The sequence below is a fragment of the Arthrospiribacter ruber genome, from assembly GCF_019343195.1.
GTDB classification, from domain to species: Bacteria; Bacteroidota; Bacteroidia; order Cytophagales; family Cyclobacteriaceae; genus Arthrospiribacter; species Arthrospiribacter ruber.
Genome location: NZ_RPHB01000002.1, coordinates 389,272 through 403,823, shown reverse-complemented (window position 1 = coordinate 403,823; position 14,552 = coordinate 389,272). Strand labels below are relative to the sequence as shown.

General features: G+C 39.8%; 14 protein-coding genes. 9 read left to right on the top strand and 5 right to left on the bottom strand.

The annotated features are described in order from the left end of the window. Window positions 1–7: 7 nt before the first annotated feature. Window positions 8–1,246, bottom strand: a complete 1,239-nt coding sequence (locus EGN73_RS04705) for an HD domain-containing protein (protein WP_219287318.1) — start codon at window positions 1,244–1,246, stop codon at window positions 8–10. Between the two features lie 51 nt (window positions 1,247–1,297). On the opposite strand from EGN73_RS04705, the gene porX reads away from it, so the two are divergent. The 3 genes from porX to EGN73_RS04690 are packed head-to-tail and all read left to right on the top strand — an operon-like array spanning window position 1,298 to window position 4,502. Then, the gene (gene porX / locus EGN73_RS04700; protein WP_219287317.1) at window positions 1,298–2,857 is read left to right on the top strand and encodes a T9SS response regulator signal transducer PorX; all 1,560 of its coding nucleotides are present in this window, start codon (window positions 1,298–1,300) and stop codon (window positions 2,855–2,857) included. Between the two features lie 6 nt (window positions 2,858–2,863). Next, entirely contained in the window at window positions 2,864–3,307 is a 444-nt protein-coding gene (gene tsaE, locus EGN73_RS04695) for a tRNA (adenosine(37)-N6)-threonylcarbamoyltransferase complex ATPase subunit type 1 TsaE (RefSeq protein ID WP_219287316.1), read from the top strand. Next, window positions 3,300–4,502, top strand: coding sequence for an alanine dehydrogenase (locus EGN73_RS04690; RefSeq protein WP_219287315.1), 1,203 nt, complete (start codon window positions 3,300–3,302; stop codon window positions 4,500–4,502). Before tsaE ends, EGN73_RS04690 begins: the two co-directional genes overlap by 8 nt. On the opposite strand, the gene EGN73_RS04685 is transcribed toward EGN73_RS04690, so the two are convergent. After that, on the bottom strand, window positions 4,499–4,969 hold the full coding sequence (locus tag EGN73_RS04685) for a response regulator (protein ID WP_219287314.1): 471 nt from the start codon (window positions 4,967–4,969) through the stop codon (window positions 4,499–4,501). The two genes, EGN73_RS04690 and EGN73_RS04685, sit on opposite strands and share 4 nt — an antisense overlap. 209 nt (window positions 4,970–5,178) lie before the next feature. Here EGN73_RS04685 and EGN73_RS04680 point away from each other — a divergent pair, with 209 nt between their 5' ends. The 5 genes from EGN73_RS04680 to EGN73_RS04660 all read left to right on the top strand — a co-directional run bounded on the left by EGN73_RS04680 (window position 5,179) and on the right by EGN73_RS04660 (window position 10,861). Then, window positions 5,179–6,264 carry a ThiF family adenylyltransferase gene (locus EGN73_RS04680; protein ID WP_219287313.1) on the top strand — a complete coding sequence of 362 codons (1,086 nt, stop codon included), beginning with the start codon at window positions 5,179–5,181 and terminating at the stop codon, window positions 6,262–6,264. Window position 6,265: 1 nt separating this feature from the next. Next, complete coding sequence (locus tag EGN73_RS04675; RefSeq protein WP_219287312.1) at window positions 6,266–6,991, top strand: hypothetical protein; 726 nt, start codon at window positions 6,266–6,268, stop codon at window positions 6,989–6,991. A 56-nt stretch (window positions 6,992–7,047) separates the two neighbouring features. After that, window positions 7,048–9,078, top strand: a complete 2,031-nt coding sequence (locus EGN73_RS04670) for a 7TM diverse intracellular signaling domain-containing protein (protein ID WP_343207077.1) — start codon at window positions 7,048–7,050, stop codon at window positions 9,076–9,078. Between the two features lie 131 nt (window positions 9,079–9,209). Next, window positions 9,210–9,749 (top strand): inorganic diphosphatase, encoded by a 540-nt coding sequence (locus EGN73_RS04665; protein WP_219287311.1) that lies wholly within the window; start codon window positions 9,210–9,212, stop codon window positions 9,747–9,749. Between the two features lie 47 nt (window positions 9,750–9,796). After that, window positions 9,797–10,861, top strand: coding sequence for a porin (locus EGN73_RS04660; RefSeq protein WP_219287310.1), 1,065 nt, complete (start codon window positions 9,797–9,799; stop codon window positions 10,859–10,861). A gap of 79 nt (window positions 10,862–10,940) precedes the next feature. On the opposite strand, the gene EGN73_RS04655 is transcribed toward EGN73_RS04660, so the two are convergent. Both EGN73_RS04655 and EGN73_RS04650 read right to left on the bottom strand, forming a co-directional pair. Then, window positions 10,941–11,405 carry a hypothetical protein gene (locus tag EGN73_RS04655; protein WP_219287309.1) on the bottom strand — a complete coding sequence of 155 codons (465 nt, stop codon included), beginning with the start codon at window positions 11,403–11,405 and terminating at the stop codon, window positions 10,941–10,943. Further along, window positions 11,402–11,995 carry an acyl carrier protein phosphodiesterase gene (locus EGN73_RS04650; protein ID WP_009033589.1) on the bottom strand — a complete coding sequence of 198 codons (594 nt, stop codon included), beginning with the start codon at window positions 11,993–11,995 and terminating at the stop codon, window positions 11,402–11,404. Before EGN73_RS04650 ends, EGN73_RS04655 begins: the two co-directional genes overlap by 4 nt. Before the next feature lie 67 nt (window positions 11,996–12,062). On the opposite strand from EGN73_RS04650, the gene EGN73_RS04645 reads away from it, so the two are divergent. After that, window positions 12,063–13,991, top strand: a complete 1,929-nt coding sequence (locus tag EGN73_RS04645; protein ID WP_219287308.1) for an AAA domain-containing protein — start codon at window positions 12,063–12,065, stop codon at window positions 13,989–13,991. On the opposite strand, the gene EGN73_RS04640 is transcribed toward EGN73_RS04645, so the two are convergent. Beyond that, window positions 13,992–14,537: a DUF4924 family protein gene (locus EGN73_RS04640; RefSeq protein WP_219287307.1), complete on the bottom strand. Its 546-nt coding sequence runs from the start codon at window positions 14,535–14,537 to the stop codon at window positions 13,992–13,994. Between the last annotated feature and the right edge of the window lie 15 nt (window positions 14,538–14,552).

The window sequence follows — 14,552 nt, the reverse complement described above, 5'->3', positions numbered from 1 at the left end:
AATTTCTTTATCGGCTGATGTTTTTAGCCAGGCAGACATAATGTTTTTTCACGATTTTGCTCATGGCCTTGATATTTGGTAAGTCTGCTGCCTGTGCTACGTCTATTATTTTTCCTTTTTTAGTCAATACAAATATACGTTCCTTATTCAGGTAAGCATTGTTGCTGATTGAACCGTGATTGAAAAAATAATGAAGGTCGTCTTCAGGAATATTCAGTCGTGATCTCGTCTTTTCTTTGAGTTCTTCTATTTCTTCAACGCCAAACTCCTCACTTCTGAGACTGATTTTGTATAATTTTCTTGTCAGAAACATTTCTGAAATATTCCTCAGGATATAATCTGACTCATTTTTCCAGAGTTTGATGGCTCCCCATATATCAAAGTCATCCAAGGTAAGGAACCTGTCCAGCAACTCTCTGGAGTTTTGAAAATCATAATAGCGAAAGTCATTTTCAAGGAAGTATATGAGTTCTTCAGTGCCTTTAAGCTTTCCCCTTCCCTGCTGTATCTCTTTTCCCCTCATGATGAGGTTGATAAGCATTTTTTCGGCAGAGACGGTGGTCTTGTGCAGGTATACCTGCCAATACATCAATCGCCTGGCCGAAAGGAAATTTTCAATGCTGTAAAGCCCTTTTTCCTCTACTACCAGTTGGTCATTTTTGATGTCCATCATCTTGATGATCCTATCTGCTCCTATAGTGCCTTCTGACACCCCGGTGAAGAAACAGTCCCGCTGAAGGTAATCCAGTCTGTCTATGTCCAGCTGACTGGATACCAGCTGATGAAAAAATTTTCTTTCATATTGATTTCGGAAAATTTTAAGGGCCAGTTCTAGTTTTCCGTCAAATTGTCGGTTGAGTTCTTCAATAATGAGCAGTGAAAGAGATTCATGGGGGATGTTTTGCAAAAGGCTGAATTCCAAAGCATGCGAAAAAGGTCCATGGCCTACATCGTGCAGTAGAATGGCTATTAGAGAGGCTTCATATTCTTCTTCACTGATTTCATTGCCTTTGTTGCGGAGATTGTCCAAAGTAATGGTCATCAGGTGCATAGCTCCCAATGCATGGTGGAATCGGGTGTGCAAAGCACCGGGATACACGAAGTCTGTTAAACCCAGCTGCTTGATACGCCGTAACCTTTGGAAGTAAGGGTGATCAATGATAGAAAAAATGAGTTCGCTCGGTATGGTGATAAATCCGTAAACGGGATCATTCAGAATCTTGTGGCTTTTCAATGTCTCGGACATTTGATTGGTTCCAAAAGTAATTATAATTTTAAAAGAAATAAACCTGATTTTATGCAAAAATTCAAAATACTATGGGCAGACGACGAGATTGATCTGCTCAAGCCCCATATACTTTTTCTTCAGCAAAAGGGCTATGAAATCTCTACTGTAAATAGTGGAGTGGATGCGATAGACAAAGTAGAAGAGGAAAATTTTGACGTCATATTTTTGGATGAGATGATGCCGGGAATGACAGGATTGGAAACCCTGCAACAGGTCAAAATGATGAAACCCCAGATTCCGGTGGTGATGATCACCAAATCCGAAGAGGAGCATATCATGGATGATGCCATAGGAGGAAAGATTGCAGATTACCTCATCAAGCCGATCAATCCCAATCAAATCCTGCTTTCGGTGAAGAAAATTCTTCAAAATAAGCAGCTTATAACAGAGAAAACCAATCTTTCTTACCGACAGGATTTTATGAATATATCGATGGCCTGTAATGATGCATCGACATTTCAGGAGTGGACTGATATCTACAAAAGGCTGACATATTGGGAGCTGGAGATCGAAAAGACAGAGAATAAAAGTATGCAGGAAGTGCTGGATACCCAAAAGGTGGAAGCCAATGCTTCATTTGCCAAGTATATCAAAAACAATTACCTGGACTGGCTGAATGATTCCAGGTCAGATGCACCTGTACTCTCCCACAAGCTTCTCAAAGAAAAAGTATTCCCACATGTGAAATCAGGCAAAACACTATTTCTTTTGGTGATAGACAACCTCAGGCTGGATCAATGGGAGGTACTAAAGCCTTTGATTGCAGAATATTTCAATACCAAAGAAGAGAGTAATTATTTCAGCATTCTTCCTACCACTACTGCTTATGCAAGAAATGCACTTTTCAGTGGCATGATGCCTTCGGATATGGCCCGTTTTCATCCGGACCTGTGGGAAGGGGAAGATACAGATGAAGGTAAAAACAATAACGAAGAAGAGTTTTTGGGAGAAAATCTTCATAAAAACAGGATGAGCATCAAGTACAGCTATCATAAAATTCTTCAGGCTCATCAAGGAAAGGCTGTTTTGGAGCAGTTCAACAACATGCTCAATAATGACCTGAACGTATTGGTCTACAATTTTGTGGATATGATGTCCCATGCACGTACAGACATGAAAATGATCAGGGAACTGGCTCCTAATGAATCTGCTTACCGCTCTCTTACGAAGAGCTGGTTTGAGCATTCTTCTTTGTTTGAGTTTATCAAAAAGATCTATGATGCCAAAGCAGAAGTGATTATTACCACAGACCACGGTACCAAAAGGGTAAACAAACCTTATAAAATTATCGGGGACAAAAATGTAACGACCAACCTTAGGTACAAGCAGGGCAAAAATCTGAACTTCGAAAGTGGGAAGGTTTTTGAGGTGAGCAAACCCGAAGATGCCAAATTGCCTAAATTTAATGTGTCTACCAGTTATGTTTTTGCAGTAGAAGATTATTTCTTTGCGTATCCCAATAATTACAATTACTACGTGAATTACTACAAAGACACTTTCCAACATGGGGGAGTTTCCATGGAGGAAATGATTATTCCAGTAGCTCACTTAGTACCAAAGAGCATTTAAAAGGATTTGAAAAAGATACATTTTACCCAGCTGGAAGAGATTGGACGGGTCGCCCAGGAAGTAGTCTCATTTTGCGGAGATGAGAAGATATGGGTGTTCAAGGGACAGATGGGTGCCGGAAAAACCACCCTTATCAAAGCCATTGCTGCAACATTTGGGGTAGAAGACAGGGTGTCAAGTCCCACATTCTCGATAGTGAATGAATACCATGGTTCGGGAGGTGAAATTTTCTATCATTTTGATTTTTACCGTATAGAAGATCCTGATGAAGTATTGGAAATCGGAATAGAAGAGTATTTTTACAGTGGAAATCATTGTTGGATAGAATGGGCTGAAAAAATCCCTGAATATATTCCTCCGGACTTTATTCTATTAGAAATCTTGGTACAAGATGACGAGAGCAGATTGATTTCTTTGGACAGAATAGTAAACTACAAGAGAAATGGTTGAAATGTCAGAAGGTCTTGGCTTAGCTCCCAAGGAAGCACCCGCAGCAGTTAAAAGCTCCAAGCACGCTTTGGTAATTGGATTGCCCATGGAAAAGGCCGCTCAGGAAAAGAGAGTGGTACTCACTCCTGATGCAGTCAGGCTACTGGTGAATAATGGTCAGACAGTATATGTAGAGAGCAATGCGGGTAAGCTGTCCAAGTTTACCGATAAGGAGTATTCTGATGCAGGGGCTAAAGTGGTGTATTCTTCAAAAGAAGCATTTGATGCAGAGGTAGTGCTAAAAGTAGAGCCGCCTACTGAAGATGAAATCGAATACATGAGACAGGGAGCTTGTCTGATTTCTGCCTTGCAATTAGGTAAGCAAAGGGCTGAATTCATCCATGCCTTGAATAAAAAGAGGATTACGGCTGTTTCCTTTGAGCATCTGGAAGACAAAGTAGGGGGTATGCCTGTAGTGAGGGCCATGAGTGAGATAGCTGGGAGTACGGTGATGTTGATCGCTGCTGAGTACCTCAGCAGTGTTAATGATGGCAAAGGGCTGATTTTGGGGGGAGTGACAGGTGTCCCTCCCACGCAAGTGGTGATCATCGGAGCAGGTACAGTTGCAGAATATGCCGCAAGGACTGCGCTTGGCCTTGGTGCCAATATTAAGGTTTTTGACAACCATATTTACAAATTGAGGCGAATCAAGCAGCTTTTAGGGCAGCAGGTATTTACTTCCACTATTGATAATTTTATTTTAGCTCAGGCAATCCGGGAAGCCGATGTGGTAATAGGGGCACTTAGAGTAGAAAAAGGCCGGAATAAAATCGTAGTTAGTGAAGAGATGGTAGCTGAAATGATGGAAGGGAGCATCCTGATTGATGTGAGCATAGATCAGGGAGGATGTGTGGAGACGGCAGAAATGACCTCTCATGACCATCCTACATACGTAAAACATGGCATCATTCATTATTGTGTGCCGAACATAGCATCCAGGGTTTCACGAACTGCTTCTGTGGCGCTGAGTAATATATTCACCCCGATTTTGCTTCAGATGGCTGATCTCAAAGGTGCTGAAGAGATGATTTTCAACTATAAATGGTTTATGAAGGGTGTTTATACCTATCGCGGAAGCCTTACCAATGCTTATCTGGCGAGAAAATTCGGGATGAACCACAAAGAATTACAGCTTTTGTTGGCTGCGAGATACTAGGAAAGCAGATTTTGTCTGAGCAAAAATTCCAGTTGCTCATTTGCTTTGAGCAGGTCTTCGGTGAGTTTTTTATTGGCTTTGCGAAGGGAATAAACCTCAAAAGCATTTTTGATTACGCTTCTTAAATAATCTTCATCCCAAGGCTTAGTCAAATAATGGTAAACCTGACCTTTATTAATGGCGTCGATTACGGCCTGAATGTCAGTGTATCCCGTGAGCAGGATCCGTATAGGATCCGGATGTTTTTCAATCACAGAGGCCAGGAAATCCACACCTGTTTCTTGGGGCATTCTTTGATCTGTGATGATAATGTCAATTTTTTCTTCATTCAATACAGTTCTGGCTTCTGCGGCTGAAATGGCCAAATGAATTTTATAGTCCCTTCTGAATGTAGCTTTAAATGCCTGAAGGTTGTTTTCTTCATCATCTACGTAAAGAATTGAGATTTTTTCTGTTGGTGCTGACATATAAGACACAGGAATTTTAAAAACAGTAAATTCTTATTTAGAATAAAATTAAAGTTAAATAATTTATTAAAATAATTTAACTGAATCCGTTATCAATTATGTCAAATATCGAAATATTTCTGTTTAAGCATAATAAATTTTTCTTTTTCTTACTAAAATGAGGGCAAAGGTATAACTTTACCCTTAACATTCACCCCTCTGTTGACTTAATGAAAATTATTGGAAGTTTTGAAAAGTTAAACCCCGTTTTACATCACATTTTAGATCCTGCGGATTTTCAGGATGAGGCCACGATTTCGGAGCTTTTGGAAGATCCGTATGTAGCTGTGCTGGACAGTATGGAAAGTCAGGTAAGAGACCTGATCAAGCTAAGGAATCCACGTATTACATTCAATTCTCAGGAATTGGAGCAGGAGGCTAAGGATTTTTTAAAAAAGCAAGGGGATGGTTTTGGGAATTGGGTGTTTTATCCCTGGAAAAGAGCTTTGGTAAAAGTCCTTCCGGAAAAGGAGTTTGTCGAGGTAAGAACTGTCCGCAACAAATTCAAAATAACCCAAGAAGAACAAGATCTGCTTTTCACTAAGAAGATCGGTATTGTAGGGCTGTCAGTAGGACAAAGTGTTGCATTGGGATTGGCAATGGAGAGGGTCTGTGGTGAGCTCAGAATTGCCGACTTCGATCATGTCGAACTTGGGAATCTGAATAGAATAAGGACTTCCATTTGCCATATTGGACTTAAGAAAACAGAAATTGTAAGGAGGGAAATTGCCGAATTGGACCCTTATCTGAAAGTAAGTGTCTTTAAAGAGGGGCTTAATGAAGACAATATGGAGGACTTTTTTACAGGGGAAGGCAAATTGGATCTTTTGGTAGAAGAATGTGATTCTATTCAGATGAAGATTCGATCCAGGATCAAAGCCAAAGCACTTCAAACCCCTGTGCTTATGGATACCTCGGATAGGGGGATGCTGGATATTGAAAGGTTTGACCTTGAGCCTGACAGACCGGTTTTTCATGGAAAACTTTCTGGATTAGGAAATGAAGAAGGTTTGTTGGATGGTTTTGCCCATAAGGAAAAGCAGGTTTTGGGAGCTATATTGGATTTTGATAAATTGTCACCACGGGCCAAGTCCAGTATAGCTGAAATCGGTAAAAGCATTACCAATTGGCCACAGTTGGCATCCTCGGTAATTATGGGTGGAGGGTTCTGCACCCATTTGGCCAGAGAGATATTATTGGGGCATCAAGTAAATTCTGGCAGGTTTTATGTAGACCTCGATGAAATACTCAAATGATATGAAGGTAAAGATCAAGGTTGTAAGGGCAATTTCATCTCCTGATGAAACGAAGCGATATATAGACGGACATTTTAAGGTATTGGAATCCTATGGAGTAACCAAAGTGACTTCTGCGGACACTTCTTGGGTCAACAATCCAAATGTATTTCTTCTATTGGTAGAGTCTTTGGAGGATCCCAATATTGTGTTGGGTGGAGGAAGAATTCAATTGAGGTCAGAAGATTTTCCGCTTCCTCTTGAAGGGGCCATCTTAGAAAAGGATCCTAAAATTGTTTCTTTTATGGAGCAATTTAAGCATGAAAATGTAGCTGAATATTGTGGCCTTTGGAATTCAAGGCTTGTTTCTGGATATGGCATTGGCAGCATTTACCTGATCAGAATCGGAGTGGCGATCACTTCATTTCTCAAGCTCAAGGCACTAATGGCATTCTGTTCACCTTATACCGTCAAAAATTCCCAGTCAGTAGGTTTCGAAATCATCAAGTCCTTGGGTGATGAAGGTTCATTTCTTTATCCAAAAGAAGGTTTGATTGCCACTATCATGCAGATCAAAGACGTTTATGACTTGCCTTTGGCGGATGTTCATCAAAGAGATAAAATTTACTACCTTAGAAATAATCCATTTCATCAAGTGACCGAAATAAGTGATAAAGGACCTTTGGAAATCCATTATGATCTAAATATCAGCGAAATTGCGCATCAATGGGAAGCTTCAAAAAAATAAACAGGCTTTACTGGTTGCTGCCCTAGGTGTTTTTTCTTGGGGCAGCATTGATTTTTGTGTTCCGGTATTATGGAGAATCCAGCCAGCAAGCCATTGATGATTTTGAAATTTATATATATGATTTGGAAGATTTTAAATATAAGTCGCTTGACATTGAAAGTCAGGGGTATAATGATTTTGGTTTTCTATCAGATACGCTATTATTAAAAATTCCACTTACAAACCCGGTTTTCTCCAAAGCTGATTTGATTGAAATTTCCAATCCTACTTTGGATTTTGCAGGAATCTATTACACCGGGCCAGATGGAGAGAAGTTGGAAAAACTGGAGCGGGTGGCTTTGGAATCTTATTTTTACCCCAACCCCATGTTCAGTCTTCCTGCGTATAGGGATGCTAGGGGGTTTTTGGAGTTGAAAATTCATTCTGACGATCCGGTCAGGTTTTCGATATCAAGCTACGAAAGAGGGAGTATAGAGAAGAAAAGCAAGCAGGTACTCACGCTTGTTTCTATCTACTGCGGAATTATGTTGGCCTTGGCTTTATATAATTTTTTTCTTTATTTTTTGGTACAGGACAAGAGCTACCTTTATTATTTCCTTTATATCCTTTGCATAGGATTAGCTCAAATATCCCTATTAGGATATAGCTATTTGTTCTTTTTTCAGGATAGCAAATTACTATATCAAGTAAGCATTATTTTCTTTTCTTCCACTTCTGGGATATTTGGAGTACTTTTTATTCAAAAATTTCTTAAAACTTCAGATCATACACCGAAATTAGACAAAATACTCACTGGGATAGCTTATCTATATTCTATAGGTTTTTTAGCAAGACTACTCGGATTTGTAGAAGTGAGCCACAATATCACTGACTTGGCCGGACTAATGGTGGTTGTATTCTTTATCAGTACAGCAGTGGTTGTTGCAAGGAAGAAATTCAAGCCGGCAGAGTATTTTTTGTTTGCCTGGGCCTTTTTCTTAATAGGCTTATTTTCATTTATCCTGCATAATTCAGGGCTGGTTTACTTAGGGACCTTTCCAAGTCTGCCTATGTTGCTCGGAACCGCCATTGAGGCAATTTTGCTTTCATTGGCTTTAGCCTATAGGATCAATGTATTAAAAGAAGAAAAGGAAAAAGAACAAAGTGAAAAGCTTAAGGTCATGAAAGAAACTGAAGTTATGATGCTTCGGCAAAATGAAGTGTTGGAGGAAAAGGTGCGGAAAAGAACAGAGGAACTTGAGCAGATACTCCATGACCTTCAGCAGACGCAAACTCAGCTGGTCAATCAGGAAAAGATGGCTTCACTTGGTCAGTTGACTGCTGGAATTGCCCATGAGATCAATAATCCCATCAATTTTGTTTCTTCCAACATCTCTCCTCTCAAAAGGGACATCAAGGATATTTTGGAAATTGTAGAGGCTTACCGGCAAAAGGGAGGGGCGGAATTTTCGGAATCTTCCAAAAATGAACTCAAATCTCTCGAGGAAGATCTGGAGCTGGACTACCTGCTCAAAGAAATAGAACAACTCCTTAAAGGAATGGAAGATGGAGCCAAACGAACAGTGGAGATTGTGAAGGGGCTCAGGATTTTTTCGAGGATTGATGAATTGGATCTCAAAAGAGTAGATCTTCATGAAGGGATAGACAGTACCCTGGTTTTACTCAACAGTACCATTGGAGATAAGATCGAAGTAATAAAGGAATATGGTGATATTCCTCAGGTGGAATGTCTGGCAGGGAAAATCAATCAGGTTTTTATGAATATCCTTAACAATGCCGTACATGCATTGCTGGATCATCCAAAGGATAATACACAGGCGAAGATATGGATCAAGACCTCAAAAGAAGGAGATCAGGTCAGGATTGAATTTTCAGATAATGGGCCGGGTATACCAAAGGAACTGCAAAACAGGATATTTGAACCGTTTTTTACTACCAAGGCAGTAGGGCAGGGAACCGGGCTTGGACTTTCTATAGTGTACACCATAGTGGAAAATCACAAAGGCGAATTGCAAGTGGAAAGTGAAGAAGGGAAAGGTACTTCTTTCTATATTACACTGCCAATTTCACAAGGAAATGAATTTTAAAATGAATTTCACTTTATAAAGTGTTGCAATTGAGAGTTCATCGGTCAAAAAGGGTATTAAAACTTTGCCATAATCCAAATAGGCTGTAATTTGCAGGCCATTTCAAAAAGAGATATTTAAAGTTTTTAGTTATGATCAATCCATGGCACGATGTGCAAATAGGAAAAAGCGCCCCAGAATTTGTGATGGGCGTGATTGAAATTCCCAAAGGAAGCAAAGGAAAATACGAATTGGACAAAAAGACAGGGATGTTGCTTTTGGACAGAGTATTGTTTTCTGCGGTACACTATCCGGCTAACTATGGGTTTATACCACAGACATTTTGTGATGACAAAGATCCTCTTGATATTTTGATCATTTCACAGATTGATATTCCTTCCATGACCTTGGTGAATGCCAAAGTAATCGGAGTGATGAGGATGGTCGATGGAGGGGAAGCTGATGATAAAATCATAGCTGTAGCTGCAGAGGACCAATCTGTCAATTACATCAACGACATCGACGAATTGCCACCGCATTTGATGAAAGAGGTTCATAGGTTTTTTGAAGATTACAAAAAGTTGGAAAACAAGGAGGTAAAAGTAGAAGATTTCCTTGGAAAAGAAGAGGCCTATAAAATCATTCAGGAAAGCATAGATCTGTATGATCAAAATTTCAGAACGCAAAGATAAAATGGGCCCGGAGAATTTTTCCGGGCTTATTTTTTACTTTTAGGAATATGAAAAGTTTCTGTTTGCTTGTTCTGTTTTTTGTAACACAATTTGTAACACAAAATGTCTTTGCACAAGAAGATAAGCCAAAATCCAAGTTTGATTTTTCGGGATACGTAGAGACTTATTACAGCTATGATTTCAATCAACCGTCGGATCACCTAAGGCCTCATTTCCTATATAATTTTAATAGACATAATGAGTTCAGTGTCAATTTTGCATCTCTAAAAGCAAGCTATCAAGAAGAAAACGTCAGAGCCAATTTTGCATTGATGACGGGCACTTATGCCCAGTACAATATGGCTGGCGAGCCAAACTGGGCACAGTTTGTAAACGAGGCATCTGTGGGAGTGAAAATAGTGGATAGGCTCTGGTTGGATATTGGGATCATGCCCTCTCATATAGGGTTTGAAAGTTGGTACGGTATGGATTGCTGGCACTTGAGCAGGAGTCTGATGGCGGAAAACTCCCCCTATTTTCTGACCGGAGGACGATTGACTTTTGAATGGAATGAAAAACTGGATATTATTTTTTGGGCCACAAATGGCTGGCAGAATGTACAAAGAAACCCTAGAAACCAATCGATTGGCTTTGGCTCAGGGGTCAATTACAGGCCGATAGAAGGAATGGAAATCAATTATGCCAATTATTTTGGAAATGAATCTCCGCAGCCAGTTTACAGGGCACGTTTTTTCAACAATTTCTATTTGCAGTATGAGAAAAATAAATGGGGGGCTACTTTCGGTGCTGACTATGGCATAGAAGATACCTATTTCTCATTTGTTAATCATTGGTACGGGGTGACAGCTTCAGTCAAAAGAGATTTGTTTGAAAAATTCATTTTAGCGGGAAGGATGGAATACTATTCAGACCCGAGAGGAGTTATTGTTGATCAGGGAGTGAAAGTTTCCGGAGGATCTTTAAATCTGGACTATATAGTTACACCTTCTTCAATGTTGAGGTTGGAATTCAGGCAGTTCTATACACCTGATGAGGCCTTTTTTGAATTGCCAGCTGCACGCTTCAGTAAGGGGAATACAGCTATCACCACTTCTATGGCGTTAAGGTTTTAAAGGAGTTAAGTTGGAATCATCTTTTTACTTAAATACAAATTTATTGGACCACAAAAGTCATAAAAATCCAAGCCCAGGCTTATTGATTCTTTTTTATTTTATCGACCCTTTTCTGAAGCAATTTTTTTTGGAGGTAAACTACGAAAGCCTCATAATTGACATGTTCGTGATTGCTGAGGGTAAAGGAACTTTTATCATCAAAAACAATAGTGGTCTGTTTGAATTCCCGCTTGTTGGTGGTTACTTTTTCTTCCTCCCAAACCAAAACCTGATCAAGACCATATGATATGATTTTTCCCCGGAGTGGTAATCTTGTGATAATCTGGGATTTTCCGGCAGCTATTAATTTATAGGAAGCCATCATTTTGACCAAAAGTAACAAAATCACCAATGTAAGGAGGACTGTGGAAAAAAGATAAAAGATTAGACTAAAAGACCGCACATTGGCAAAATGGTGCAAGGTGTAGATCAGCCCACTGATCAAAATAATTACAATCAGACCAAGTGCCAGGTAAGTACTTGTTTTTGGTTTACAGACAATCATTGGTTTTTCAATTCACTTAACTTGGCCTTGGAATGCTGTACCAAATCTTCGAAAAAATCCCCAAAGTGAATACGAAGGTATTCATGGTGCTCATCTAGAAAGATATGGGCAGTTTCCAGTTTGGACTGAAACCTTGTTTTTTTTGCCATGCCGGTCATGGCTCTTCGGATACCATCAAGTTCTCCATATCCCCCCAGCCAATTATAATATTTCATGTAAGCAAAAGTCTTCAGAAACTTTACCGGTAACACCTCTCTGAAACTTTCAATGGTTTCATACACGTTTTGCACATAATCCTGCAGCGGTTGGGAATGGTAGTTTTTCCAGTATTTTGCCAAAAAGTAATCAAAATACATGTCTGTAATTACAGTTGAATACCTTCCATATTCAGGTCTTAGAATTTCCTGAGCCTCTTTTACCACCGGATGATTGTCGGTAAAATGGTCTATTTCCCAGTGAAGCTTTACGCCTATGACTATTTCTTTTTCATAGGATTTTTCTATAGCGCCTCTGACAAAGTCACCGATAAAGTTACCTACCAGTACTTTAGGTTCTTCAAATGATAGATATGCGTGGGCTAAATAATTCACAACAGATGTATAACAGTATTTTAAGGGTGGTGTTTAACTGTTAGATTTGAGCTAAATTTAGTAATAGATGACAAAAATACAGGAAGAATTAAAAATTTCTTTAAAACTTTTAAAACAGGAATGGCAGGAAGACCTAGAACAGTACAAGAAAAAATTTCTTTACAGTTCACTTTTAGACAAAAAAGAAGAGGGCATCTGTTGGTACCCGGTCAACCTGAAAAAGACCAGATTTGGGTATGGGGAGCGATTGATAATAGATCTTGAAAGATCGGATAGCAAACAAGCACACCTTTTTCAATCCGGAAAATCTGTTTCTATTTTTTCAAATCATGAATTATATGGTTCTCCAAAAAATAGAATCAATGGTGTAATCAACCAAATCAAAAAAGATGTTATGACTGTGACACTTCAGTTGGAAGAATTACCTGAATGGTTTCACAAAGGCAAGATTGGAATAGATCTGCTTTTTGATGAAGCCAGTTATAGGGAAATGGAAATTGCGCTCCTTGCTGTTTCTAAAGCGGACAACATTAGGTTGGGGGAGTTGAAAAGGGTGCTTTTGGGAGAAAGAGAGCCAAGTGTAGTAAGTTTAGGTTTTCATCCAATGGATAGACTGAATGCAAGGCAGAATGAAGCTGTAGCCTTGACTCTTGCTGCTCAAGATCTGGCCATCATTCATGGTCCTCCTGGTACAGGTAAAACCACTACCTTGGTTGCCGCCATAGAAAAGTCCCTAGAAACCAATAGCCAAGTATTGGTCTGTGCTCCCAGCAATGCAGCGGTAGACCTTTTGGTGGAAAAACTTTCAGAAAGAAATATTTCTGCCCTTAGAATGGGGCATCCTGCCCGGGTGGAGGAGCAAATACTTTTACAGGCTCTTGATGCCAAAATAGCCAATCATGCTAGTTATAAGGATTTGAAGCGTTTGAAAAAGTCTATTGATGAATTGGTCAAGATGGGGAAGAAATACAAACGAAGCTTTGGGCATGAGGAGAGGATGCAGAGAAGAAGGTATTTTGAAGAAGCAGACCGCTGTAGAGACGAGGCAAAAAGTCTCGAAGACTACATTGTTTATGATATTTTTCAATCTTCCCAAGTGATCGCTTGTACCTTGGTAGGAGCTGCATCATCATATTTGAAGAGTTTTAGTTTCCCCGTCGTCTTCATTGATGAGGCAGGTCAGGGCTTGGAGGCTGCTACATGGATTCCTATCCAAAAGGCAAAAAAAGTAGTGATGGCCGGAGACCACTTACAGCTGCCTCCTACCATCAAGTCATTTGAGGCCTCCAAATCCGGTTTGGGTATTACTTTATTTGAAAAGGCCATTTTGAGGCAACCGAGTAGTGCGGTAATGTTGAGAGAGCAATACAGGATGCATGAGCTTATCATGGGTTTTTCCAACAGGCACTTTTATCAAGGGGAGCTGATGGCGGCTCCTAATACCCAAGCACATTATATTCTTGAAGAAGAACCTGTTTTGGAATTTGTCGATACCTCAGGTTCCGGATTTAATGAGCAGGTGGAAGAAGAATCTCTGAGTACTTACAACTTGGAAGAGGCCAGATTTGCCTTAAATTATCTGGAATCATTTGTCAAAAGAATCGGTCTCCGGCAGCTGAAAGAAAGAGAATTCAGTATTGGGTTGATTGCTCCTTACAGGGCACAGGTGCGCCGCTTGAATGAGTTGCTGTTTGATACTTTTGAATTCCCTAACCTTAAAGATTATGCAGCTTTTTTGACCATTGATTCCATTGATGGTTTTCAAGGAAGAGAAAGAGATATCATGCTGATCAGCTTGGTCCGCTCCAATGCCAAAGGGGAAATTGGCTTTCTCGCAGATACCAGGCGGATGAATGTGGCCCTTACCCGTGCAAAAAGAAAGATGATCGTGATTGGAGACAGCGCCACATTGAGTAGCCATCCCTTTTACACCGCATTTTTGGATTATGTGGAGGAGAAAAATTGTTATAAAAGTGTGTATGAGTTTTTGGAGTAATCAATTCTCCCTCACACTTTTTTCCTGATTGTAAAAATACACCCAATTGAGGTAGCTCAGCACATTTCCAAAGGCATCTGTGGCTTCATTTATGTCTTTAGGAATTTCTCTTCCCCTCAATTTGGCTAAAAGCAATCCATATACAGCATTCAGGCATACCTGTATTTCGTTGGAAGGAGCTTCTTCTCCTGCCTCTATGACCAATTGGACGATATGTGGTTTGGCTTTTTGATAATGTTCAAAATAGGTTTTATCAGATTTGATTAAGGACCAGTGGATTTTTGCTAAATCGCTAACATATGACTGTACTTCATCAAGGTGCCCTTTTGTAGAAATATTTTCTTTTCTCATTTGATTGGCCAAGCCCGAAAACCAGTTCAGAGTATCTTCTTTTTCTTCATCAGAAATAGGGTAATGAGCAATCACATATTGCTTGATTTCATCCAAATTGAACTGATATGCCCTGATCAAATCTTCCATTTGATACATGTATATGATGTATTCAGGGATATTTTGGGAACTCTTTTTTTCAGCTACAGATTTCATGTAAGGAAGAAGGGT